General features: G+C 67.4%; 27 protein-coding genes. 22 read left to right on the forward strand and 5 right to left on the reverse strand.

What is annotated here, in order from left to right:
- Positions 1-113 precede the first annotated feature (113 nt).
- Complete coding sequence (locus KGS77_RS24950; RefSeq protein WP_242585196.1) at positions 114-1016, reverse strand: restriction endonuclease; 903 nt, start codon at positions 1014-1016, stop codon at positions 114-116.
- A gap of 235 nt (positions 1017-1251) precedes the next feature.
- Between KGS77_RS24950 and KGS77_RS24955 the strand changes: the two genes are divergently transcribed.
- On the forward strand, positions 1252-3099 hold the full coding sequence (locus KGS77_RS24955) for a hypothetical protein (protein WP_242585197.1): 1848 nt from the start codon (positions 1252-1254) through the stop codon (positions 3097-3099).
- Positions 3100-3125: 26 nt separating this feature from the next.
- Here the strand turns inward: KGS77_RS24955 and KGS77_RS24960 are convergent, their stop codons facing one another.
- Positions 3126-4112 carry a DUF4365 domain-containing protein gene (locus KGS77_RS24960; RefSeq protein WP_242585198.1) on the reverse strand — a complete coding sequence of 329 codons (987 nt, stop codon included), beginning with the start codon at positions 4110-4112 and terminating at the stop codon, positions 3126-3128.
- A 155-nt stretch (positions 4113-4267) separates the two neighbouring features.
- Between KGS77_RS24960 and KGS77_RS24965 the strand changes: the two genes are divergently transcribed.
- The 3 genes from KGS77_RS24965 to KGS77_RS24975 all read left to right on the forward strand — a co-directional run bounded on the left by KGS77_RS24965 (position 4268) and on the right by KGS77_RS24975 (position 6592).
- Positions 4268-4954 (forward strand): hypothetical protein, encoded by a 687-nt coding sequence (locus KGS77_RS24965; protein ID WP_242585199.1) that lies wholly within the window; start codon positions 4268-4270, stop codon positions 4952-4954.
- A gap of 149 nt (positions 4955-5103) precedes the next feature.
- A complete protein-coding gene (locus tag KGS77_RS24970; RefSeq protein WP_242585200.1) occupies positions 5104-5523 on the forward strand; it encodes a head decoration protein in 420 nt (139 codons plus the stop codon).
- A 13-nt stretch (positions 5524-5536) separates the two neighbouring features.
- Complete coding sequence (locus tag KGS77_RS24975) at positions 5537-6592, forward strand: major capsid protein (RefSeq protein ID WP_242585201.1); 1056 nt, start codon at positions 5537-5539, stop codon at positions 6590-6592.
- On the opposite strand, the gene KGS77_RS24980 is transcribed toward KGS77_RS24975, so the two are convergent.
- A complete protein-coding gene (locus KGS77_RS24980) occupies positions 6568-6711 on the reverse strand; it encodes a hypothetical protein (protein WP_242585202.1) in 144 nt (47 codons plus the stop codon). The two genes, KGS77_RS24975 and KGS77_RS24980, sit on opposite strands and share 25 nt — an antisense overlap.
- A 238-nt stretch (positions 6712-6949) precedes the next feature.
- On the opposite strand from KGS77_RS24980, the gene KGS77_RS24985 reads away from it, so the two are divergent.
- Both KGS77_RS24985 and KGS77_RS24990 read left to right on the forward strand, forming a co-directional pair.
- Entirely contained in the window at positions 6950-7276 is a 327-nt protein-coding gene (locus KGS77_RS24985; protein WP_242585203.1) for a hypothetical protein, read from the forward strand.
- 7 nt (positions 7277-7283) lie between these two features.
- Positions 7284-8108: a hypothetical protein gene (locus KGS77_RS24990; RefSeq protein WP_242585204.1), complete on the forward strand. Its 825-nt coding sequence runs from the start codon at positions 7284-7286 to the stop codon at positions 8106-8108.
- Positions 8109-8244: 136 nt separating this feature from the next.
- On the opposite strand, the gene KGS77_RS24995 is transcribed toward KGS77_RS24990, so the two are convergent.
- Both KGS77_RS24995 and KGS77_RS25000 read right to left on the reverse strand, forming a co-directional pair.
- Positions 8245-8484 carry a DUF397 domain-containing protein gene (locus tag KGS77_RS24995; protein WP_347404591.1) on the reverse strand — a complete coding sequence of 80 codons (240 nt, stop codon included), beginning with the start codon at positions 8482-8484 and terminating at the stop codon, positions 8245-8247.
- Positions 8485-8488: 4 nt separating this feature from the next.
- Positions 8489-9373 (reverse strand): helix-turn-helix transcriptional regulator, encoded by an 885-nt coding sequence (locus tag KGS77_RS25000; RefSeq protein WP_242585205.1) that lies wholly within the window; start codon positions 9371-9373, stop codon positions 8489-8491.
- A gap of 274 nt (positions 9374-9647) precedes the next feature.
- Here KGS77_RS25000 and KGS77_RS25005 point away from each other — a divergent pair, with 274 nt between their 5' ends.
- The 16 genes from KGS77_RS25005 to KGS77_RS25080 all read left to right on the forward strand — a co-directional run bounded on the left by KGS77_RS25005 (position 9648) and on the right by KGS77_RS25080 (position 23583).
- Positions 9648-10193, forward strand: a complete 546-nt coding sequence (locus tag KGS77_RS25005) for an ATP-binding protein (RefSeq protein WP_242585206.1) — start codon at positions 9648-9650, stop codon at positions 10191-10193.
- Complete coding sequence (locus tag KGS77_RS25010; protein WP_242585207.1) at positions 10148-10576, forward strand: DUF6415 family natural product biosynthesis protein; 429 nt, start codon at positions 10148-10150, stop codon at positions 10574-10576. The genes KGS77_RS25005 and KGS77_RS25010 overlap by 46 nt, the downstream gene beginning before the upstream one ends.
- 526 nt (positions 10577-11102) lie before the next feature.
- Positions 11103-11306, forward strand: a complete 204-nt coding sequence (locus KGS77_RS25015; RefSeq protein WP_242587676.1) for a DUF5999 family protein — start codon at positions 11103-11105, stop codon at positions 11304-11306.
- 521 nt (positions 11307-11827) lie between these two features.
- Positions 11828-11983, forward strand: a complete 156-nt coding sequence (locus tag KGS77_RS25020; RefSeq protein WP_242585208.1) for a hypothetical protein — start codon at positions 11828-11830, stop codon at positions 11981-11983.
- 217 nt (positions 11984-12200) lie between these two features.
- Positions 12201-12377, forward strand: a complete 177-nt coding sequence (locus tag KGS77_RS25025) for an FxLD family lanthipeptide (RefSeq protein ID WP_242585209.1) — start codon at positions 12201-12203, stop codon at positions 12375-12377.
- 82 nt (positions 12378-12459) lie between these two features.
- Positions 12460-15531 carry a lantibiotic dehydratase gene (locus tag KGS77_RS25030; RefSeq protein ID WP_242587677.1) on the forward strand — a complete coding sequence of 1024 codons (3072 nt, stop codon included), beginning with the start codon at positions 12460-12462 and terminating at the stop codon, positions 15529-15531.
- Positions 15528-16802: a lanthionine synthetase C family protein gene (locus KGS77_RS25035; protein WP_242585210.1), complete on the forward strand. Its 1275-nt coding sequence runs from the start codon at positions 15528-15530 to the stop codon at positions 16800-16802. Before KGS77_RS25030 ends, KGS77_RS25035 begins: the two co-directional genes overlap by 4 nt.
- 22 nt (positions 16803-16824) lie before the next feature.
- Positions 16825-18906 (forward strand): methyltransferase, FxLD system, encoded by a 2082-nt coding sequence (gene fxlM / locus KGS77_RS25040; RefSeq protein WP_242585211.1) that lies wholly within the window; start codon positions 16825-16827, stop codon positions 18904-18906.
- 96 nt (positions 18907-19002) lie between these two features.
- Positions 19003-20109, forward strand: a complete 1107-nt coding sequence (locus tag KGS77_RS25045; RefSeq protein ID WP_242585212.1) for a hypothetical protein — start codon at positions 19003-19005, stop codon at positions 20107-20109.
- Positions 20110-20160: 51 nt separating this feature from the next.
- Complete coding sequence (locus KGS77_RS25050; RefSeq protein ID WP_242585213.1) at positions 20161-20592, forward strand: DUF6093 family protein; 432 nt, start codon at positions 20161-20163, stop codon at positions 20590-20592.
- Position 20593: 1 nt separating this feature from the next.
- Positions 20594-21019, forward strand: a complete 426-nt coding sequence (locus KGS77_RS25055; protein ID WP_242585214.1) for a DUF6093 family protein — start codon at positions 20594-20596, stop codon at positions 21017-21019.
- 39 nt (positions 21020-21058) lie between these two features.
- Positions 21059-21463 carry a hypothetical protein gene (locus KGS77_RS25060; RefSeq protein ID WP_242585215.1) on the forward strand — a complete coding sequence of 135 codons (405 nt, stop codon included), beginning with the start codon at positions 21059-21061 and terminating at the stop codon, positions 21461-21463.
- Positions 21463-21894, forward strand: a complete 432-nt coding sequence (locus KGS77_RS25065; protein WP_242585216.1) for an HK97 gp10 family phage protein — start codon at positions 21463-21465, stop codon at positions 21892-21894. Before KGS77_RS25060 ends, KGS77_RS25065 begins: the two co-directional genes overlap by 1 nt.
- Positions 21894-22325, forward strand: coding sequence for a hypothetical protein (locus KGS77_RS25070; RefSeq protein WP_242585217.1), 432 nt, complete (start codon positions 21894-21896; stop codon positions 22323-22325). Before KGS77_RS25065 ends, KGS77_RS25070 begins: the two co-directional genes overlap by 1 nt.
- Before the next feature lie 137 nt (positions 22326-22462).
- On the forward strand, positions 22463-22957 hold the full coding sequence (locus tag KGS77_RS25075) for a hypothetical protein (RefSeq protein ID WP_242585218.1): 495 nt from the start codon (positions 22463-22465) through the stop codon (positions 22955-22957).
- A gap of 14 nt (positions 22958-22971) precedes the next feature.
- The gene (locus KGS77_RS25080) at positions 22972-23583 is read left to right on the forward strand and encodes a hypothetical protein (protein ID WP_242585219.1); all 612 of its coding nucleotides are present in this window, start codon (positions 22972-22974) and stop codon (positions 23581-23583) included.
- The last annotated feature ends 161 nt before the right edge of the window (positions 23584-23744 follow it).

The following is a 23744-nucleotide window of genomic DNA, read 5'->3' on the forward strand; positions in this document are numbered from 1 at the left end:
CTGTTCTTTGCTGGACAAGGGCACACGGTTACTCACAGCGACTAGGACCCCTGTGGTAACCAGACGGCGGCTGGGGCGGCGGCGCATTTGCGGTGCGCGTACTGCCTCAGCCGTTAGTCATGGGTCGACGTGAAGCCTCCTTCAGGGTTCGGCCATACGACCTCGACGCACAGGGACGCGCAGAGGTCGAGCAGGTCCTCTCTCGGCTCTGCGGGCACGAGCAGCGTGAGGGTGGGAGTCGGGTGGAAGAAGCGGCGATAGTCCATCAGGGCGCCGATTGCACTTCGAACTGACTGCCGGGTGGTGTTGTGTTTCACCTCGATGAGCCTGTTCTCGGTGGCGTCCAGGAGATCGACGCGGGCAATCCTGGTCTCGCCCTTCACTCGTACTTGTGCGCTGACGACCTCCCGCCCGAGACCGTGCAGGTGACTCGCGTAGTCCAAGGTCAAGCGTCGGAGGATGTCGTTTGTGGATTCCTGAGGCCGTCGGCGCACGCGAGCAACGGTGATCTCAGGTGCCTTGGTGATGCGCGTTTCAGTCAGCGGAGTGACCGGCAAGCGGGGTCCATCGGGGACGGTGGCTCCTACCGGCCGCAGTCGGAAGACGATCACGGTCCGCATCTGGCCGTTCGCGTCTGGAGCATCCGCGATGTAGTACGGCTGCTCAGAGTCGACCTCGAAGCGACCCAGGTGGCGATAGAGCCGACCTAGTTCGTCTGAAGACCTACGGAGTTGGTGGAACAGGTGCACCGCGCGGCCCTGCTCCTTATGACGCAGCAGTGCCAGATTCCCCCGCGTCATCTCCTGGTCGCCGTGCATGCCGACGCCCGAGAAGTGGAAGATTCCGTCGTCCCCCCACCCTGTGAAGTCATCTGGGGTTGGTCGCTCAGCGACAAAGGCCATCACCATCCGAGCCTGGGTCGACGGAGAGATACCGCCTTGAGGGGTACCACCGAAGCGCGCGTGCAGATCGCGCCGCGCTACTACCTCGCCTACCTTCAGCTCATCCTTGGCCACTGCCTCACCTCCCATGACATGAAGGCTAGCGCAGTCACCGTGATGGAAGAGGGTGACTTGCGATCGTCACCTGAAAACGCGAGTCCCTGGAACTGCGTGTATGCGTCGAAAGCGCCGCGAAATCACCCGCATGCTCCTCGTGAGTGTTATGGACTCGTTACATGCGGACTTGATGTGGGCATCGGGCACGTAGGGTGTTGCCTGCGGCGCGGGGCCGACTGCCTGGAGGGGCACCGTGGGCCTGCGCGAGCTGATCACCGACGTCTGGAGCTGGCTGGACTACAAGCCGGTCATGGCGGACCCACGGCGTCCGGGCCGGAACACCTGGGCAGAGCTGACCTCGTCCTGGGTTCCTGACGAAGACCTGCGCCGCCTGGCCGCCTACCGTCTGCTCGCGGCGTACGACTCCAACCAGGCCGGCCAGGTCGCCGCGATCACCGGAGACGACGAAGCCGGGGCCGAACGGCGTGAGCTCGGCGACGCCTCGAAGCTCGTCGACACCGCGCTCGGCTACCTCCTCGGCTCCGAGCAGACCATCACGGTCGCGGGCGCGGAGCATGCCGACGACGAGCCGACGACCGAGGCCGCCGTGGCGCTGGCCGTTCAGGACAAGCTGAGGGCCTGGGCGGAGAAGGAGCTCCTGCCGCTGCGCATCCAGCAGGCGGAGCGGACCGCGATCCTGCTGGGCGACGCGGTCTACAGCCTCGCCTGGGAACCGGCCAAGGGCCGCGTTCTGCTGCGCACCTGGGACCCCGGCCTGTACTTCCCGGAGTGGCCGGAGGACGGGGAGCAGGACGGTGCCGAGTTCCCCATGCGGGTGCACCTGGCGTGGGAGCTGCCCGAGGACAAGCGGCGCGGCCTGAAGGCCAGGCTCCGCCGCATCACCTACGAACTCGGCCCGATCGCTCCCGCGAGCCGACGCGGCACCGCGAAGAACGGCAACGCGGTACGCGAGTACATCTACGCCGACGACGGCGCACCGGTCCTGAGCACAGGCGACTCCTTCAACAGCGAGACCGGCGCGATCACGCGAACCTACCCCTGGGCGCCGGGACGGCCGACCCCGTGGACCTGCTACCTCACCGACGCCGAATGGGAGCTGGACGACCTCAAGTGCGCCGATTTCCTCTACGCCCTGCCTATGGACAAGGCCACCTACCGAGTCCGGTCAGACGGCGAAGTCCTCGACCGCCTCGACCTCATGGTGGACTTCATCCCCCTTGTCCAGGTCACCAACTCCATCCCGGCCAGCGGCGAGCACTGGGGTAAGCCCACCGTGGCCACCGTCCTTCAGGCCCTGGACGAGCTGTCCGCCACCGACACCGACAGCTCCGGCGCCTCAGCCACCACCGGTTCACCGATCATCGGCCTCGCCGGGGCACGGCTACCCATTGACCGCGCCACCGGACAGCCCCTCCCCGTCAAGGTCCGGGCCGGGACGGTATGGCAGCTCAACGACAACGGGCGCATGGACGTCCTCGACACATCTGCCCAGCTCGCAGAACTGCGCGCCCGCGTCGACCATATCCTCGACCGGATCGCCGCGAACAGCCGCCTCACCGCCGCTGGCCTGGGCACGCTGGACCCGACCGCCCTGCCGTCCGGCTACGCCCTGCAACTCGCACTCGGCCCGCTGGACTCGCTCGTCGCCGCGATGCGCCTGGCCCGGACCCACAAGTACGTCGTCCTGCTGCGCATGGTGCAACGACTCCACCAGGCAGGGCAGGCAGAGGGCTGGCCCGCGGGGGAGTCGCTTCCTGCGCGCCTGATGTGGGGGCCGCACACCCCGACCGACCGCGCTGCCGTCCTGGATGAGGTGGTCAAGGCCGTCGGCGCCGGGGTCCTGTCGGTGGAGACCGGCATTCGCATGCTTATCGACGCCGGATACCCGATCGACGACGCCCAAGCGGAGATCGAGCGCATCCAGTCCAGAGCCTTTGAGGCCGCTGCACGCCTCGCGGACGCAACCGGGGACAACGCCGCTGTGCGTGAATACCTCGGCCTTCCAAAAGCTGGACTGGAGCTGCCGAGGATCTCGTCGAATAGCTTTGTATCCGAACCCTCGGATGTGAATGATAACTGACGGGAACTTGGCGCCCATTAGGCGTCTTATGTACGTCGAAGTTTCATTCGGTCGCGAGCGAAGCGAACGAAAGCGATAAACAAGAATGCTATTCCGATTACAGGTGTGATGCTCCCGGCTATGATCCAGGTCGTTCCCCACCAACCGCGATCTCCATCGGGATCTATGAATGGGATCCAAAGGAAATTGCTGGCGATGACTGAGAGCCATCTCCAGGTCTCTTTGGGGAAGCGCCCGGCTCGGAATTCAAAGTACATGGTCAGCGCCATGAAAAACATAAAGGCGTAGAGGTTGAGTACCCACAGGGTCGGACTTACGGTCGGCGATCCCTCGGCGAAGCGGATTTGGCGAGGCCACTCCCACGCCATAATCGTGACCAAGATCAGTAGCGGGAGAGAGCGGCGCACGTCTTTTGCGATGACTCCAAGGCGCTCCTCGTGGCGGAGGGTGAAGCTGGCCAAGCCTTCGAATAGGGGATTGGGTGCTGTCAGGGGGTCCAGTCCCTGCCTTGCGCGGACGGCTTCGGTTAGCGCATCTTCTTGAGTCGCCGCGCGAATATGCATCCTAGTGTCCCCGACATAGGTTGCGACATCCGTGTAGAACTGATGGACAGTCTCTTCCGACAGCGGTGACGTGTTTGGTATTTGCACCCAGCCGGGGTGTTGGTCGGTGGCCTTGAGATTTTCGGTCAAATTTACCCAGAAGAGCTCTCTTTTCTTCATGTCATAGACGACTCCGATGATTGGAATTCGACTCTGGCGCCAATCGTCGAAGTGGTCTTCGATAGGGATCGCGTACCCATTTGCGCGCTTGTATTTTTTGCCGCTCTTTACCTGGATGGCGATCCAGCAGCCAGTCCGCTTCCCGCCGCGCGTGAAGTTCACGATCATGTCCTCGCCGTGATCGTTACCTCCGTCGATCTCCTGAACGATGTGGTCGTTTTCCTCAAGGAGCGCGCGAAGAGCATTGACGCCTGCCCTCTCAATGCGGCGGCTAGAGCGCACAGTTGACACTGGTCCCCCTTCGATCGACGACGGTCAGGATACGGGATGGCACTGACAGTGATCTTGCCTCGACGGGGTACGTCAGGGCTGAGCTGGACAGATGCTTGCGCTCGCTACACTGATCAATGGCGCGGGGGCGCTGGAGATCTGTGGATGGTTCACGCATGACGCGCCCCTCGCTCCCCAACCCGCTCGAACCGGTCGGGCACCGCCGTGACGGGCGGCCGATCTACCCAATCCTCGGTGCTTCACCCGAGGACGACTCCAACAAGCCCGAAGGCGACGGCGGCACGGCCGGCGGGTCGGTCACGCAGGAAGACCTGTCACGGCTGCTGGCCCGCGAGAAGACGCAGGGCGGACGCGCCGCCGTGAAGAAGCTGCTCGGCGATCTCGGCTTCGACAACTCCGAGGCGCTGACCGAGTTCATCACCACCAAGCGCGACGCCGAACAGGCTGCGCTGACGGAGATCGAACGCAGGGAGCAGGCCGCCGAGGAGAAGCTGAGGGCGGCCGAGGCCCGCGAGGCGCAGGCTGCAGCCAGGGAGCGCATCGCCATCCGACGCGCCGCCCTCGCCGGACTCGGCGCAGCAGGAGACGACCTCAGTGACGCGATCCTCCTCATCGACCGCGCGCTCGACGATCAGCCCGACGCCGACGAGGATGCGGTGGCTGCGGCTGCCGAGCAGTTGAAGGAGCGGCGACCCGAGCTGTTCGGTCGGATCAGCGCAGTCACACCGCCCGCCCCCGGCGGTTCTCCCGCCGGCGGTCCGCCTTCGCGTGCCGGTGTGCCACCGAAGCCCGGCGCGGCAGGACTGGAGATGGCCCGGCGTCGGGGCTTCGTCACCGGCTGACCAGGTCAAGCGACGTCATGGCGCACACCATGACCCCACCGGCGGGATAGCCGGACGTGGGGACCACGCCCCTTGCACCTCCCGTGGACGGCGCCACAACCAGGTGAGCGCGCGAATCCGATTCGCTTCACGTCCATGGGAGGACGGCTGTGACACTCCAGCCCATCACCACGTCGACGTCGTACACTGCCGACCGGGCCTGGCTCGCGTCGCTGCACGGCACCGACTCCACCGAGACCATCACGCTCGACCTGTCGAAGCTGACCGCGGGCACGCATACCGTCGCGTCGACCGACACCGCCCAGCCCTACAGCCGAGTCCTGTCCGGCGTACCCGTTGGCAAGATCACCGCGAGCGGTCTGTACGGGGCGTTCGATCCGACGGCGACCGACGGCCGCCAGAACCTCGCCGGTCACGTCTTCGCCGAGGCTCTGTTCGCGCCGACCGCCGCGAAAGTGCCCGCCGCGCTGTTGTGGCACGGCGTCGTCGTTGCTGCGAAGGTCCCCGGCGGCATCGACCCCACCAAGGTCACCCCGTCGATGACCGGTCCGCAGATCCGGTACGTGTGAGAGGCGGCCGACGATGACCATTCAGGATCTGATCAAGAACGTCGCTGCCCGCGACCTCACGACCTTCGCCCGCGCGATCCCCTCGCCGGCGGACCACCTGTTCACCAAGGACGGCGGGATCATCCCGACCTTCGAGCAGGACGAGGTGAAATGGCGGGTCAAGGACAACGGCCGGTACGTCAACGTCGCGAAGTACCGGGCCTTCGACGCGAGCGTGCCGTTCGCGTCCCGCGAGGCGTGGCAGACTACCCGTGAGGGCATGCTGCCGCCGCTGGGTCAGAAGCTCCTCGTGGGTGAGCAGGAGCAGATCCTGCTGGAGGCGTCCCGAGGCGCGGACGAGGACCGGCTGGTCGAGCTGCTGTACGACGACACCGAGCGGCACGTCGAGGCGATCCGTTCCCGAGTCGAGCTGGCTTGGGGTGACGTCCTAGTCGACGGCAAGTTCTCGCTCGTCGCGGAGAACGGTTTGACCACGGAGGTCGACTGGGGCGTGCCGGCGGGCAACCTTCCGACCGTGCCGAAGCTGTGGTCGGACCCCACCTCCGACCCGATCAAGGACGAGCTGGGCTGGATTCAGTACCTCGACGACCGGGGTGCTCCCTTCCCGGAACTGGTGGTCACCAGCCGCAAAGCGTTCTCGTTCCTGGCGGCCAACAACGCCTACAGGGCGGCGTACTACGGCTCGGTGAACCCCTCCAACACTCCGACGGCCACGCTCACTCCGCAGCAGATCAACGTCGTGCGAGACAACTACGGCCTGCCCCCGATCACCTTCTACAAGGGGCAGGTGCGCGTCGACGGCGTCCAGACCAAGGTGCTCCCGGAGGACCGGTGGATCATGCTGCCGCCAGACCGTGCGAAGTGGGGGCAGACCATCTTCGGCGTGACCGCCGAGGGCCTGGCCCTGTCGCGCGGCACGAACCCGGAGATCACCAAGGAGGACCGTCCGGGCATCATCATCACCCGCGGTGCCCAGGACGATCCGGTCCAGATCTGGACCAAGGGAGCGGCAGTCGGCATGCCCGTGCTGCACACGCCGGACGCTCACATCGTCGCGAAGGTGATCTGATGGGCCGCCGCCTTGCAGCCGCCGTACGTGTCGAGCACCCGACGACCCGCGAGTGGGTGGTGCTGAAGCCCGGTGACGAACCCGACGGCGAACTGGCCGCTGAGGTCACGAACCCGCATGCGTGGGAGGACGACGAGCCAACGGCCAACCAGGAGGAGCCTGAGTCCGACATGCCTAAGTAGGAGGTGTCGCCGCCCTTCGGCTTCACCGGGCAGCCCGAGGCCGAGGCCGAGCCCGCGCAGCCGGCGCCACGGCGGCACCGGAAGGCCGCCGACACCGACGAGTAAGCACACGAGATACGTCAGCCCGTTCCCGCCCGTCCAGGCGGGGGCGGGTGACGGCCATCCAGGAGCACTGATGGACCCGATCCTCCTCGCCTGGCTGCGGGCGCAGCTCGGCACTGCCACGGACGAACAGGACCTCGTCACCCGATACGCACGCCTCGGCCGTGCCCGCTCTGTCGCCGCCGAAGTCCTCGCCGAGCGCCGAGCCAAACTGCTCGCCGAGCCACTGCGCATGACGGTCGACGGCGTGGTCACCATCGACCAGAGCAACAACCTCGCCGGACTGGAACGCCAGATCACGGGTCTTGCCGAACTCGTCGCACCGGATGACCCGGCTGTTGGGGAGGCGAGTGCCGACCTGGTCTCAGCGCCGCTCCTGCCGTCCCGGCGCACGAGGTAGGGCGGCCGTGCCGTACGAGTGGCCGCCGCTGGTACCGGGAGACCCCGACGAGATCGCGCGCAGGGTCGCCGCCGTACTTGAAGACGCCTGGCAGCGCCTGGCTGCCAAGCAGCGCGAGGTGATCACCAAGTTCGCGGACAACGCGCGAGCGCCGTACGCTCTGGCGACTCTGGAGGAGTTCAAGAAGGCTATCGCGGCCTTCCGGAAGCGCGTGGACCAAGAGGCACGGCAGTTCGTACAGCGTCAGCTTCCCCATCTGTACGAAGAGGGCGTGCGCACGGCTGCCGAAGCCCTGGGCACGACCTTCACCTGGTCCACGTTCCACCGTGACGCGCTCCAGTCGCTCGCAGCGGACTCCTACGCCGACTTCCTGCGGCGCTCCGAGGAGGCCGAACGGATGGCCAGCCAGTTCTACCGTGCCGCGCGCCAAGCTGCGCGCCGCGAGGTGCCGTTGCTGGCCGCAGGCAACATGACCGCGAAGCAGGCCGCCAAGAACCTCGCCGACCGGCTCGCCGCCAAGCACAAGCTGACGCACGTCGTGTACCGCAACGGAGCGCGCGTCCCAGTGAAGGACTGGGCGGAGGCGGCGACCCTGGCCAAGTCCGCCGTCGCCTACAACGCGGGCACACTCAACAGGACACGGCAGGCCGGCGTACGAGTTGTCGAGGTCTTCGACGGGTCCGACTGCGGCTGGACTTCGCACCAGGACCCCGACAAGGCCAACCGGTCGTTGCGTAGCGTGGAAGAGGCCGCTGACTGGCCGATCAGCCACCCCCGGTGTCGTCGAGGCTTCGGGCCCCGGCCCGACGCGGAACTACCTGCCCTCGTATGACACGTTCACCGCGACGAGGGGCCTGTTTCGGTGCGAACATGGCATCCCCGCCTTCCCGCAAGGCGAATACCGATGACCCTCCCCTAATCGCCAGAGGAGGGCCATCGGCCTGCTTGCAAGGGCAGTTCGTACGACGTCAGACGGTGCCGAAGTCGGCCTCGCCCGAACGCACCAGCCCCACGAACGATGACCACCCGGCCGGGCTGAACTGCAAGGCCGGGCCGCTCGGGTCCTTGGAGTCGCGAACACCGACCACCCCGCGGGCGGCGATCACATCGGCGATCTCGACACAGCTATTTCCGGAGCCGCCGCTGTACGACGACTTGTACCAGGCATCTTCCGGTGCCAGCTCAAGGGCTGGGATGTGAGTGTTGATGGCTCTACAACTCTCGTGCTAGTCGTTGCATGAATTCGGGCGTCTCCCTGGGCGGAAGCGCCGTGGCGATCATCTCGTTGAACCTACGGGTGAACCGTGCCACCTCCTTGGGCTTGTCCGATGTGGAGACCGCACCCCAAGCGTTGTCCACCTGCACCATCGGCGGCAGTCCGTCACCCAGGTCGAGGATGGCCAAGTCGCTGCTGGCCCTATACCCCTGAGCGTCGATGGGCAGCACCTGGATTTTGACATGTTCGAGTGAGCACAACCGCGTGATTTCTTCGTACTGCTCGCGCATGACGTCCGGGCCCCCGATGAGATAGCGCAGTCCTGCCTCGCCGAGGATGACCCACAGCTTGACCGGGTCGGGCTCGCGCTCCAAGACCCGCTGCTTGCGTTCCATCCGCAGTGCCACGTTGGCCTGATTGAACTCTGTCTTCGTCTCTTCGATGGGCTTCTCGATCTCGAAGATCGCCTCCGCGTACGCCTTGGTCTGTAGCAGCCCGTGCACCACCTGCGGGTGGTAGATCCGAATCTCCTGAGCCTCTGCCTCGATTCCCACGAACCCCTGCATCGCGGGCAGCACCTGGCCCCGGTAGCGCGTCACCCAGTCCTGACTGGTCGCGTCGCGGTTCATCTCGACGAAGGACTCGACGGTCTCCTCGTCTTCCACTCCGTACTTGGCCAGCAGCTTCCTGAGATCACCGACGTTGCGGAAGTTGAGGCCCCCGGTCTCGATGCGCTGGAGTGCGGCCTCGGAGAGCCTGGACCCCTGCACCGCTACCTTGCGGGTCATCGGCTTGCCGTTGACGAGGATGTTCTCGCGGATGCCTCTTAACTGCAGTCCCAGTTCGAGGCGCCTACCTGTCGCCCCCCGCTTCGCTGCCACCTGTGCGCGCTCCCTGTGTTCGTGTGCCGACCTTGAGGTGCCGTGTGCAGAGTGTTGCACCTCATGCTCGGGTCTGACAGCCCCTTGTGCAGGTTCACGCATAGTCCAATATCGTCTCCGCTGAATTTTCAGTGCAGATGCGGTTGCAAATGAACCCGCTTACGGGCCACGGTAGTTGAGCCAGGACGAACGCGGGCAGCGTAGCAAGGGATCTGATCAACCGATCGTACGGAATCCTTGCGTCTTGCCCTTCTGAGCTGCGAAGGAGTGGGGCATGGCTGTCGCTGCACTGGATCCGGAGATCCTTGAGGAGCTGCGCACCGGCTGCGCTACGAACGCCATACCCACCGTCCTCGACTACCTCTCGCTGACCCTCGATAGGGAGTACCTGACGGCTGACGGAGACGTGCCGAGCACGACAGCGGTTTGGGTCGGGCGGGTTCGCCGGATCGGCAGGGCCAAGCTCACTGTCTGGGGCCTGTCGGCCCTGGTTGATGACGTACAGCTACTGATCAGCGAACTCGTCACGAACGGCTTCCGGCATGGCAGCGGTCGGCATATCACCTTCCGGCTGGTGATCGGCGCGGGGCTGCTGCTCATGGAAGTGGACGACGGCTCATCGGTGCGTCCCCAGCTTCGCGACGCCGGCACCGACTCGCTCAGCGGCCGTGGTCTCTTCCTCGTGGACGCCATCGCCTCGTCATGGGGCGTCAGTTCGGACGGCACAAGGACCTGGTGCACCCTCAATCCCCTTGAGCAGGAGCGGAGAAGCGAATGCGGAGCAGCGTGCTTGAGCGCGATCCGGGCGCCGTCCCTCTGAACCACGGAGGAGAAGCGCAAAACGACGATCAGACAAAGGCGCGGCTTCTTGCCGCTCTGAGAGCGCGGTTCCTGCTGGAGTCGCCGGAGATCCCCGTCGTAGACGTCATCTTCGATGACCTCGAGCGCATCCTCGGTGAGGGCGCCGCCTTGACGGCCTCGGAGGTCGCCAGTCTCACCCCGCGTCTCCACGCGCTCTACCGACGTGCTGTCCGCGCGTCCCGGCACCCGAACAGCGGCGTGCGTCCCGCGACGGTCGCTGCGTCCCACCGTCTCTTATTCGAGCGATTCCCACCCGAGTTCCTTCCGGCTCTCGCTCACCTTCGGCGCCTTGCCTTGGCCGTCTCGGATTTGCTCGATGAGCTGCTGGAGGACATGCCGTGAGCCGTCGAGTGGCTGCTCCTGAGCAGCACGACCGCGCCCGCTCTCCGCTGGCGATCAAGGTACTGCCCGCTCGCGAAGCCTACGATTCCGAACTCGTGACCGCCCTCCTGCGCGACCCGAACCTCCTGCTCGACAGCGTTGCCGTGTGCATCTTCCGGGCGCCTTCCCTCGCTGTCCCTGTGAGCGGGTGCAGACGTGGCGGACGGATCGACGCGGGCCCGATGACGGCTGCGCTGGTCGTACGCACCGCACTCCTCGGCCGGCCGGGGCTCCCCTGCCCCGCGTCAGCCTGTCCAGGGTGGCGTACGGCGAGAGCTGGCTTGTCGAATGGGGAGACCGGGCCCCGGACCAACCGGTCGGCAACCCCGAACGTCTGCGCTTCTTCGGGAACTCCACCGGCTCCGACTGCCCGGAGCCGCCGTTTCACCGTGCAGCCGCCAGCGAGGGTACCTGTCTCCCTCTCCGCCCGCTCGTCCTGGTCCCCCGAGATGAGCCGGTGGGGGAGGGGCTGTCGATGAGGAATGACATGTGCCAGCACCAGCCTCCGTGTCCGCCAGCAGAAGCTTCTGACCGCGAGGCCGCTCGCGCCGCAGCACATCATCCCGAGCAGGGATGGACGCTGCTGTGCAACGGTGTCTTGATCTTCGAGGACACCGGCGAGTTGCTGCCGGACGGCAGGATCGTCGCGCCGCACCGCCCACTCTCGAACGTGGTGGGAGCAGCAGCATGAACACTTCCCCGTCTTGGTCCGCCGCCGTCCCGTACATCACTGCTCGCCGCGGCGAGGAGGCGGAGATCACGGCCATGCTCGGCTTTCGCCCCGGCGGCGGAGGGTTGTGCTATCTGGACGAGGGCCCTGGGGACCGGGATGACCAGGGGGTCCTTTGGGCTCGGTGCTCACAGTCCCGCGAGGATGGCTGGCCGGTCGGCTCGCCGCGATGGGGAATGGTGCATCCGTCCCGGCAGCGCGAGACGATGCAGGGCCTACGGTGCCAGGTCTGCATCGTCCAGCCGGCCAGCCGCACCGCCAGCGGCTACTTGTTCCTCTCGACGAGGCCGAAGGTAACGGGGCGGGACTGGCCGGAGGGAGTCCTTACCTGGCAGCCGCCCCTTTGCCTCGGCTGCGCCGTGATCGCTGTCGAGCAGTGCCATCACTTGTTGAGGGCCGGAGCCGTCGCGTTGCGGGCACGCGTGCCGCGCCTGTACGGGGTAATCGGCATCCTGTACACCACAGGGACCGATTTGCGGCCGGTGCCCGTGCAGGTGAGCGAGGAGGCGAGAGACACCCCGCTGCCCTACAAGGACCATCTGCTGAGACCCTGGTTCCTCGCCTCGCAGCTCGTACGCGAGCTGCGTGGGGTAACGGTTGTCGACCTCGAACGGGAGATCGCGACAGCCCGCCTATAGACGGCCGCCTCGGCGAATCGGTGGGTACGAACCCGACCGCTGGGGCGGCACAAGACTCCGACCTGGGACAGGCGGCCCTGCACGGTCCACGTGAAGGGCATGGCACCCCGGGCGGAGCCGGGTATCACTTCTGCAGCGGCATGGACTTCATACGCTCCGTACGTAGATGTCCGGCAGACCCATCGTCCGCAATTCTGTTAGCACCAAGGGGGTTCGCATGAGTTTCCAGAAGACACACGCCACGCAGGAGAAGCCCCAAGGCTTGGGCACGACGTCGGACGGTTTCGACCTGGACGTCAGCCTGGTCGAGGTCTCCGACACCGCCGGTCTGATCAGCCTGACGGACGACGGCTGTGGCGAGACCTGCGGCGCCTGCACCACCAACGTGGCCTGACCTGAGCCGCACGTCATCTAGGCCGGTGCCTTCGCGACTCACCGTGCGAAGGCACCGGCCCGCCTGGACCACGGAGATCGTGATGGCTCCAAGCACCGTGTATCGCGCTGGGAAGACCGCACTCCTGCGCGCCGTCGCTCGGCCGGAACTTCCTGTACCCCCGTGTCCCGACCTTGACGACTCGTCCCCGCGCGGTGCGGCTGCCCGGCTCGCCTGGCTGCGCGAGGTCTGGACCGAGGAGGACCTTGCCGAGGCTCTGGAGCACGCCAGCCCTGCTCTCGCTTCGCAGGTGAGAGCCCTGTGCTCGTCCAGTTCCCCGGTCGCGCGAGACGTGCGGCGTGCCGTCGCCTCGGTAGCGCGGTACGTGCTGCGTGCCGAACACCGGGCGACGCCGTTCGGCCTGTTCGCCGGCGTCGCATCGGCCGCCATCGGGCCCAGGACGCGCGCTGTGTGGGGTTCGGAGCACACGGTTGTCGGCCGGGCGAGTGGGGAGTGGTTGACTGCTGTGGTCGAACGGCTGGAGTCATGCCCCGAGCTGATGGAACGGCTCTTGGTGGTCGTCAACAACGCCACCGCGACACGCGATGGCCGGCTCATCGTGCCGTACAAGTCCGCTTCCGAGGGAGACCGCCGGCATGCGATCGAAGTATCGGTGGCCCTGACCGGGCCGGTGCAGACAGCCCTGGAAGCAGCACGGGCGCCGGTCCCCGCGGGTGTTCTCGCGGAAAATCTTGCTGCTGAGTTCCCCGCAGCAGATTCTGCAAAGGCGCAACGGCTCGTACGAGAACTCGTTCAGCACGAGGGGCTGATCACGAACCTGTGTGCACCGAGTACGGAGACCGACGCACTGCGCTATCTGCTGAGCCAGCTCGACGCGGTGAGTGCTGACAGCGTGGCGCCGGTCGCTGATACGGTGCGCGAACTGCATGCCGTTCAGCTCGACCTCACCAGTTGTGGTTCCCGCAGCGGCCGGGCCCGCGCCGCAGCGCGGATGCGGGCTGTGGTCCCAGACTTGAAGCGGCACCCTCTGGCACTGGATCTCTGCCTGGACGCTCAGGTTGAGTTGCCCCAAGCGATTGCGCAGGAGATCGAGCGTGCCGCCAGTGTCCTGACCCGGGTGAGCGCCCACCCGTACGGGACAGCGGCTTGGAAGGCGTACCAGCGGCGGTTCTACGAGCGGTACGGCATCGGCACCATGGTGCCGCTCGGCGAAGTCCTCGCCGACAGCGGTACCGGCTTTCCCGACGGGTACCCGGGCACCCGGATTACTGAGGGCCGCTCTCGCCTCTCCGTACGGGACGACACCTTAGTGCGGCTTGCTCAGGCCGCTGTTCTCGACGGCCGCGACGAGGTGGCGCTCACCGACGACCTGATCTCCGCGATGGACGTGGGGCCGGAGTGCCCGAGGGTGCCGCCGCACCTGGAGGTCGGTGTCCGGGTGCACGCGGCCAGCATCGAGGAGCTGCACCGCGGTCGCTTCCTCCTGGAGATTGCGAACGTGTCCCGTGGAGTTGGGGTCACCATCGGCCGCTTCCTCGGGGTCCTGGCTCCCGAGGACCGCGAGCGGCTGTCACCGGAGCTGGCCGACCTGCCGACCGCTGACGCTGGCACCATTCCCGCGCAGTTGTCGTTCCCGCCTCTGCTGTCCACGAGCGCCCACGTCACGCGGGCTCCACAAGTGCTGCCCACGGTGATCAGCATCCAGGAGTACCGCGACACCGGCAGCGACGTCCTGACGCCCGGCGACCTGGCGGTGGCGTGCGACGGGCGCCGCATGTATCTGGCGGCACCAGAGCTGGGTCTTCGCGTCGAGGCCGTGGGGATGCACGCGCTGAACCTCACCACACACACTCCGCCGCTCGTCCGATTCCTCGCCGAGCTGTCCCGCGCCCAGTGCGCGCAGGTCACCCTCTTCAACTGGGGTGCCGCAAACGCGATGCCCTTCCTGCCCCGGCTTCACTACGGCCGCACGGTGCTCGCCCCCGCACGGTGGCGGCTGGACGCGGCCGAGCTGCCCCGCCACGACCGCCCTCAAGACCAGTGGGATTCCGCCCTTGAGGAATGGCGGACCCGACGGCGGATGCCGCTGCGGGTCGTGCTGGCTGAGGACGACCGGCGTCTGCACCTCGAACTTGACCAGGCCGGACACCGCAACCTGCTGCGCCAGCACCTCAACCGCGTCGGCCTGGCCGTCTTCGTGGAAGCCCCAGCCGCCGATGCGTACGGCTGGTCCAACGGCCGTGCGCATGAGGTCGTCCTGCCGCTCAAGGCGACGCGACCGCCGGGGTGGCCCGCGCTGCCGACCCCCACACCGGCCCGCACCTTCTCCCCGGAGCAGATCCAAACGCCCGGAGCCTCGTCCCTGCTGCTGACCACCCTGTACGGCGATCCGCGCCGTCAAGACACCCTGCTCGCGCAGCACCTCCCGGTCCTGCTTGATCGGCTTGGCGGCCCACCGTGGTGGTTCATCCGGTTCCGCGACCCGGATCAGCATGTGCGGGTGCGGATCGCCTTGCCTGACCCCGATGCCTTCGCCGCGACAGCCCGCACGGTCGGCATCTGGGCCAATGAACTGCGCACCGCCGGCTTGCTGTCGGACATGCGCTTTTCCACCTCCTATCGCGAAATGGGGCGTTGGGGTTCGGGGGCTGCCTGGGACGCGGCCGAGGAGGTGTTCCGCTCGGACTCGCGTGCCATCGTCGCCCAACTCTCACAGTCGAATCGCCCGTCCCAGCGCGCACTGGTGGCGGCCCACACGATCGCCATCGCCACGGCGTTCCTCGGCAGCGTCGAGGAGGGGATGCACTGGCTGATCGAACACATCCCGCCAGCCGCGCCCACGACGGTGCCACGCCCGCAGTTCACCGAGGCCGTACGGCTGGCCGACCCGTCCGGCGACTGGGCAGCCCTCCGCGGCGTGCCCGGTGGGCAGGCCATCGCGGAGGCATGGGCCGACCGCGACGCGGCGCTCGCCGCCTACCGGCCGCATCTCCCTGGTCCGGACACCCGGGGCATCCGCCTGGACGACGTCCTCTCCTCGCTCCTGCACGTCCACTTCGTACGGCACATCGCGGTCGACTTCACCGAGGAAGAGATCTGCCTCTACCTCACCCGCGCCGCCGCCCTGGCCTGGATGTCCAGGAGGGCGCAATGACCCACCCCCTCGCGCTCAAGACGGTGGATGCCGTCGCCGACCTCCTGGCCGACCCAGCTACCGCACCCACGGGACCAGGTGATGCGTCTCTGCACCGCCAGCACCTCGCGTACGGGCCGACCGGCATTGCCCTGCTGCACATCGAGCGGGCCGCCGCCGGTCTGGGGCCGTGGCAGCGGGCCCACGACTGGCTCGCCGCAGCCGCTCGGCAGCCGTTCACCAGTGGCCCCGACAGCCACCCCTTCTACGGCGCACCTGCCCTCGCACACGCCGTGGCCTGTGCCGCCGACCACCTGACCGGCGCCTACGAGCGAGCCCGGGACTCTCTGAACCAGCGGATGAGCGCCGACGTTCGCCGCCGCCTGGAGGCCGCGCACCGTCGCATCGACACGGGGCGCCTTCCAGAGCTGGCGGAGTTCGACGCCATCCGGGGGCTGGTGGGCTACGGCGCCTACTTCCTGCGCCGCGATACGACCGGTGCCGACCTCCGCGCCATCCTCAGCTACTGCGTACGTCTCGCCGAGCCGGTGACCTGCGACGGCGGAGCTTGCCCGGGATGGTGGACGCCGAGCGGACCATCCGGCCGACTGGACGACCGCTTTCCGGGCGGCCACGCCAACAACGGAATGGCGCACGGCATCGGTGGTGTGCTCGCGCTGTTGGCCCTCGCTGCCCGACGCGGTGTCACCGTTGACGGTCATCGCGAGGCCGCCTACACCATCCTGACCTGGCTCGACCGGTGGAAGGAGAAGACTGGCCGAGGTGGGGCGTGGCCTTACTGGGTCACGCGAGACGAGCTGCGCTCCGGCCGCCCTGATCCGTCCCCGCGCCGGCGACCGTCGTGGTGCTACGGAACGGCCGGCCTGGCCCGTGCCCGGCAGCTTGCCGCCCTCGCCTTCGGCGACACCGAACGCCAGCTCGACGCGGAGAACGCGCTCGTGTCCGCTCTTACGGATCGCGGGCAGCTCAAGGCGACCACGGACAGCGGATTGTGCCACGGCTTCGCCGGTCTGGCCCACATCGCGGCCCGGACCGCCGAGGGTGCGCACGCCTCCACTGCCGGACAGCTTCGCGCGGTGATCCCCTCGCTCCTGGCTGCGGTCTGCCCGCCGGGCACTGTTCCAAAGGACAAGGCGGAGGCGGTTGTCCAGGCCAGGGCGGCAGGGCCCGGGTTCCTGAACGGCGCCGCTGGTATGGCGCTGGCGCTTCTGGCCCCTGCCGCCGACGCCCCGCCCCGATCCGCCTGGGACACCTGCCTCGTCATCGCCTGACCCACCGACCGAAGGACTCGCCATGTCCCCGGACCGCTGGTACCAGCACAATGTCACCTTCGCCGACCGCGCCACCGGTAAGCGGGCCATAGCCGACTGCCTCGGCCCTGCCCTGCTCGAAGCCGAGAAAGACGGGCAGCTCACCGCCTGGTGGTTTATGAACAAGCAGCCTTGGCCGCTGCGATACCGCTCTGCTGCGCCGTCCCCGCTCATCGAGTCCGTGCTGAGCGATCTTGTCGACGACGGAGCGGTCCGGGCGTGGGTTCCTGGCATCTACGAGCCGGAGACCACGGCGTTCGGGGGGCCGGAGAACATGGACGCCGCCCACGAGCTGTTCCACCAGGACAGTCGCCACCTGCTCACCTACCGGCCTGGACCCGGACGACTGGGCAGACGGGAGACCGCCGTCCTTCTGATCAGCGCACTGATGCGGGCTGCCCGTCTGGACTGGTTCGAGCAGGGCGACGTGTGGGCCAAGGCCGCCGAACTCCGACCGGCGCCGCAGGAACTGGCTCCCGATCGGGCCACCGCCCTGGGCCAGGCGGTGAAGCGGTTGATGACCGTCGACAGCCGCAGCCTGTGCCGTCCGGGCGGTCCGTTTGACGGTCACGATGAGTGGGTGGCCGCCTTCGAGCGGGCCGGTGCGACACTCGCCGACCTGGCTGCCCGGGGCGGCCTCACGCGCGGCGTGCGCGCCATCGTCACCCACCACCTGATCTTCCACGCAAACCGCGCAGGTCTCCGCTCGGATGACCAAAGCGCCCTGTTCAACATCGCACGAAAGGCAGTCATGGGATCCAGTGACAACACCGCGTCGTCCGCCGAGGGGACGCCCGAAACCACTAGCGTCAGGGCGGTGAATACCGACACGCTCGCCAACTCCGAGGCCGACGCAGCACAGCTCCGCAACGCCCTGGTCGACAAGATCCGCGAATCCGGCTACGCCCGCACCGCCGCGGTCGAGACCGCGCTGCGCACCGTGCCCCGCCACCTGTTCGTGCCCGACGCAACGCTCGAAGACGCGTACGCCAACACGCCGGTCAACGTAAAATACGACACCGACGGCACGTCGATCTCCTGCGCCTCCCAGCCCGGAGTCGTCGCGCTCATGCTGGATCAGTTGGACGCTCAGCCCGGCGAACGCATCCTCGAACTCGGTGCCGGCACGGGCTACAACGCGGCGCTGCTCGCTCACCTCGTCGGCGAGACGGGCCATGTCACCACCATCGACGTGGACGACGACCTTGTGGAAGGCGCCCGTGCGCACCTGGCTGCCGCCGGATTCACCAACGTCGAGGCCCTGATCCGCGACGGAGCGGTCGGTCACGCCGACGGTGCTCCGTACGACCGGATCATCGCCACCGTCGGCGCGCATGGCGTCCCGCACGCCTGGATGCAGCAGCTCGTACCCGGTGGACGCCTCGTGGTTCCCCAGCGCCTCAAGGGCAGCGTCTCCCGCTCCATCGCCTACGAACAGCGCGACGGCCGCTGGACCAGCGTCAGCAGCAAAATGAACACCTTCATGCCGCTACGGCGCGGCATCGCCGACGACGACCGCCGCGTCATCCCTCTCAGCACGGACGGCACCGTACGGCTCCAGGCCCCTGCCGGGCAGCCCATCGACGCCCAGGCCCTGGCTGGAGTGCTGGACCAGCCGCGTACCGAGAAGTGGACCGGCATGACGGTTCGCGCCATGGAGTCGCCCGAGTGGATGGAGCTGTTCGTCTCCTGCTCTGTGCCCAGCGGCCTGATCCGGATGCTGTTCCCCGCCGACGCCAAGGGCACGCTGCTCACGGAGGACCCCTACCCCTCCTCGACCGCGGCTGTCGACAAGGGCGCCGTCACCTACCTCGCCCGCCGCGTGTCGGAGAAGAAGACCCCCGAGGGCGGCAAGCTGTGGGAGTTCGGCGTCATCGGCCACGGTCCCGGCGGCGACGAGCTCGCCGCGCGGGTCGTGGACGCCATTCGCACCTGGGACCGTGAGTACCGCGATCGTGAAGCCACGTTCGAGATCCAGCCCCTCGACGCCCCGGCCATCGAGCAGGTGCCCGGCCTGTTCGCCCTCGACACTCCGCTGAACCGCATCGTCGTCGACTGGCGGTGACTCAAGCTCGGCTGTGAAGAAGGTGGTGCCCATCGCACGGCCGAACTGCACCCTCTCGCCCTCCCTCATCCGGGTACCGTCGCACCAGGGGGACACATGGACCCGCACGGCCCGATAGCAAGGCGCTTTCCGCTCGTCGCCCGATTCCGGCCCGCCTGCTCGCCGCTGCCTGCCCGCGTGCGGTCCCTGGCCGAACTCGCCGTCAAGGCAACAAACCAAGATGATCAGGGTGTTGCCTCCGCCGTCTTCAACCAGGCCGCGCTTGTCGCCTCTGACACCGGCCTGCCTGACCTCGCCCGGTCCATGTGCCACCGGCACGCCGAGGCGTACCTCCGGGCGGGCCCGCTGCCCGCCATGAGCGCCATCCGTGGGCTGGAACCCCTGGTCAACCTGGCGCGCTTGCAGATCCGCGCCGGCCACAACGACGACGGCCGCCAACGGCTTCTGGACCTGTACGAAGCCGTCGGAACGGGCCACACCGCGGTCTTCGAGGGCATCACTGTGCCAGCGGACCTCACTTGCACAGACGAGGACCGGCGGGAGGTTCACGCCTGGCTGTGGCGTGTGGTGCTCGCGGACGGCACGCGTAGCCTCACCGCTCAGGGCCGTTGGCGCGAAGCCCTGTCCCATATCGAGCGGCACCGCGGCGTGGGCACACGGATGCTCGACGGCCGCCAGGTCGCCGTGGTCGCGGCCCTCACCGAAGGCCACACCGAACGCGCCGTGGAACTGCTCACGGGGACGGCGCCCGGCGATGCGTGGGAACAGGCCGTCACCGCGTGCCTGACCGCGCTGTGCCGCCGCGACACCGGCCAGAACCTCGGCGACGACGCAGACGAACTGGTGAGCACCTACTTCAACCAGGAGGCTCAACCAGGCCGTACCGTCTTCGACATCCGCCTCGGGCTCACAGTCTTGGACGCGGTCGGCGCCCGACATCCCGCAGCCCACCAACTCGTCGAAAACCTGTTCCTACGGACCAGGGAAACGCTCGACGGGTACGCTGCCCGCGAAGTCCTGGCGCACGCGCTGTTCACTGCCCTCGTTTCAGACAATCAGGCTCAGGAATGCCGTGACATGCTCCTGTCCTGCGGCCTGGGGACAGGAATCATCGCTGATGACTTGGCCGGCGCACTCTCAGCCGCGCTCGACGCCGCTGAAGCCGTAATCACTCGCTCCCTGAACGCCGTGACGCCGAGGTGAGCCGAGCGCGCGGAATCCGGCCTGTCGTTACTCGCGGCTACTCTCGAACGCATGAGCGCGCCTACTGAAGGGCTGACTCTGGGGGCCGTCAGCGCGATCGTCGAGAAGAAGATCCTCACCAACAAGATCCGCATCTACCGGCCCGGCAAGCCGGTGTTCAACCCGGACACGGGGCAGTACGAACCTGGACCGCCCGTCACCGTCTACGAGGGCCCGGGCGCGATCTTTCCAACGGGCGGGCCGTCCGTCGTCCTGCACATCGCAGGTCAGGCGTACGTAGATGACACGCCGTCTCGGTACCGTCTGCTGACGCCGCTGTCGGCGCCGGTCGCCTCGCGCGAAGACACCGTTGCCATCGTGGAAGCCGAAGACAAGTCAGCTATCGGCCGGACGTGGCGCGTGATCGACATCGGGGAGACATCAACGCTGAGCATCGTCCGTACCACCTGGGTGGACCAGAACACCCAGACCACCGGAGCGTGAAGTGACGACAGCGATCGATCCGGAGGAAGTGCGGCAGGAGCTGGAGGCCAAACTCTTGCTCGATACCGTGCGAGTCACCCGGCCCACCGGCACGCCGACGCTCGACCTCTCAACCGGCCTCCTTGGCGAGGTACCTGCCGATCTGGTCTACGAGGGGCCTGGCGCGATGCTGTCCGGACACGGGCAGGTGACCGCCGAGGGGATCATCGGCAAGCAGTGGCTCGACGACACCGTGTCCTGGTACCGGCTGCTGACACCGCTCGGGGCGCCGGTGCCTGCGCGGTACGACCGGGTAGAAGTGACGGTCGCGCATTCGGGCAGTGCCGCAACCGGCGGTCGTGTCTGGCAGGTCCTTGACCCGGCCGAGGCGTCGACCGTGGAACTGGTCCGGGTGACGCGGTTGGACGAGATCACGCCGCCGTCCTGAGGCAAGTGGAGTGTCCGCGAACCGTCCTACGCTCGGTACATGGAGATCACGGACACTCCGCCCGCCGACATTCAGCAGATCAGGGTCACGGCGGACGGCAGCAAGGCTTCGATACAGATAGCCGGAATCGACTACTCGCGAGTCGTCTCCGGCTACACCATCCACCAACAAGCGGGGGAGGCCGCGGATTTGGTAGTCCAGTTCGCGCAGGGCAGGACGAGCCCTGACTTTGACGGCTACGCCAGGGTCGCGGTCGGCATCCCGTACGAGCCGGGGCCGGCAGCCGCCCACTTCCTTTCAGCGATCGACCCAGGACTGCTGGAGAAGGAGGCCCTGGCAAGGCCGGACATGGGCGGCGGTCCGCACGGCTTCACCAGGGCCGTACTGGCGCAGCTCCAGGAGTGGGCGCGGGGGGAGTTCGACCAAGCCAAGGAGGCGAGCTGATGGCATCTCCACGGAACCCACACCCGAACGCGCACCCGTCGGCGGGGGCGTACAGCAACGCGCCGCAGATCGCGGCTCTGTTGAATTCCCGCGCGGCAGCCGTGCTCCCTGCGGTGGCCAGTGTCGTCCAGCACTACGCCATGCTCCTGGAGACGGCCATCAAGGCCAATGCGAGCGGCCGGCCGGGACCGAACGCGCCGACGGGTGACTACCGGCGGTCGTGGACCCACGAGCTCAACACGAGCGGCCTGAATATAGAGGCGATCGTCGGCACCAACAAGCCGCAGAGCAGGCGCCTGGAGTACGGCTTCGTCGGAGCCGACAGCCTCGGACGGATCTACAACCAGCCGCCGTTTCCCCACGTCGGCCCAGCCGTTGAGCACATCCGTCCCGCGTTCCTGGCAGCCGTCGGAGCGGCGGTGGGTGACTGATGGCCGTATCGGGACGAGTGCTCAGTCTTGCCGTTCAGGCGATGCTCGGTACTGCGACCGGCCGATCCTGCGGGTACGGCACGGCGCCAACCGCCAGCAGCTTGCCGACCGGCGCCGCGACGCCGTACAGCGTACTCTATCCGGTCGGCTCCACCAGCGACGGACCACCCTTCGGCGATGCGAGCGCAGATGCGCGGATCGTCTACCAGATCACGTCAGTTGCCAGCACGACCGAGCAGGCTGAGTGGATGGCAGACAAGGTCCGGGCAGGGATGCTGGCCCGCACCACACTCGGCTACACCTACCCGATCAACGCTACCGGCTACGTGGTCATGTCCCGTGAGCTGGACAAAGAAGAAGGCGTGACTGTGGCCAGCGGCGTATACAGTTACGTTCAGCGGTTCGCGATCGAGGTCACCAGCCTCGGCTAACTGCCGCACCTCACCTCACCGCGGAGGCCTATCGCGGACGCCCGACCACTCGGTACGGGCCGACTCCCAGCTTGATCCGTTGGGGACGTGCCTGCCGTATTCCCGGGCCGTCAGCGTCCCCGGAGAGTGAGAGTCGCGTGGCAACCACGCAGCAGCGTTTCATGCGCCGAGGCACCACCCTCTTCTACTTCCTGCAGAAGATCACCTCCGACGGCAACATCCCCACTCGCGCCGAACTCGGTCCCAGCAACGCCACCAACCTGTCGGACACCATCTCCGACGTCGAAGGCTGGTCGCTGGAGAACACCCCGATCGACACCCCGGACATGGGGTCGACGTTCGCCACTACGATTCCGGGCGAGGACAAGGCGGACAACAGCTCGCTGACGTTTTACGAGGACAAGGTCAGCGACGAGATCGAGACCCTACTGTCCAAGGGCGTCATCGGCTTCATCGTTATCCTGCGCAAGGGCGACGTACCTCAGTCGAAGTCGATGGACGTCTTCCCCGTCCGCGTCGGCAGCCGCAGCCCCTCGTACAGCACCGCGAGCGAGCCCGCCAAGTTCAAGGTCACGTTCGGCATCACCGACGAACCGGCCCTCGACGCCGCCGTGCCGGCGAAGACCGTCTGAGCCGTGGCTGCCGCATGACCACCACAGCGATATCCGAACCCCCGGCCGCCGCCGTCGCCCGTGACGCCCACTGGTCGGCGAAGATGGCGCGACTCAAGGCCCGCCAGCTCCCCGAGCGCAGTCTGCGGCTGTGTGACGACGACGAAGCGAAGAAGAACGCCACCGATGCCGCCCTGGAGCTCGCCAAGGCGCGCACAGTCGCCCGCGGCCAGTCCATCGAGCAGGGCGTCTCGGAAGCCGACCGCGAGGAATGGACAGTCAGCCAGCCGGAAGTCGTCGCCGCGCAACTGCGACTGGACGCCGCCGAACAGGTCCTGGAGGACGCGACGATCGTCCTGACCTTCCGAGCCCTTCCGCGTCCGGCCTGGGAACAGCTCCTGCGCGATCATCCGCCGACAGAGGCCCAGGCCGATCAGGGCATGGAGTACAACGTCGAGACCTATCCGGCAGCTCTCATCGCCGCATGCCACATCGAGCGGGACGAGTCCGGTGGCGAAGTTCCCGGGATGAGCGAGCAGGAAGCGCAGGAACTTCTTGACGCGTGGCCTGACTCCGAGGCCAAGGCCCTGTTCACCTGTGCGCTGCTGGTCAACCAGACGCTGAGGGCGGATCTGGGAAAAGGCTGACCTCCGACCCGGGCTTCCGAGCGGAGATGGAGGTCTGTGCCTCGTACGGCATCCCTCATTCGCAGTTCACCGGCGCGGGAGACGGGCGGTGGTCGGCGCTCGACCGTGCGAAGGCCATCGCGTACCTCAGCCTCTCGCGAACGGTGTGCGAGTCGTGCGGA

The organism is Streptomyces sp. MST-110588 (assembly GCF_022695595.1).
Classification (GTDB): Bacteria; Actinomycetota; Actinomycetes; order Streptomycetales; family Streptomycetaceae; genus Streptomyces.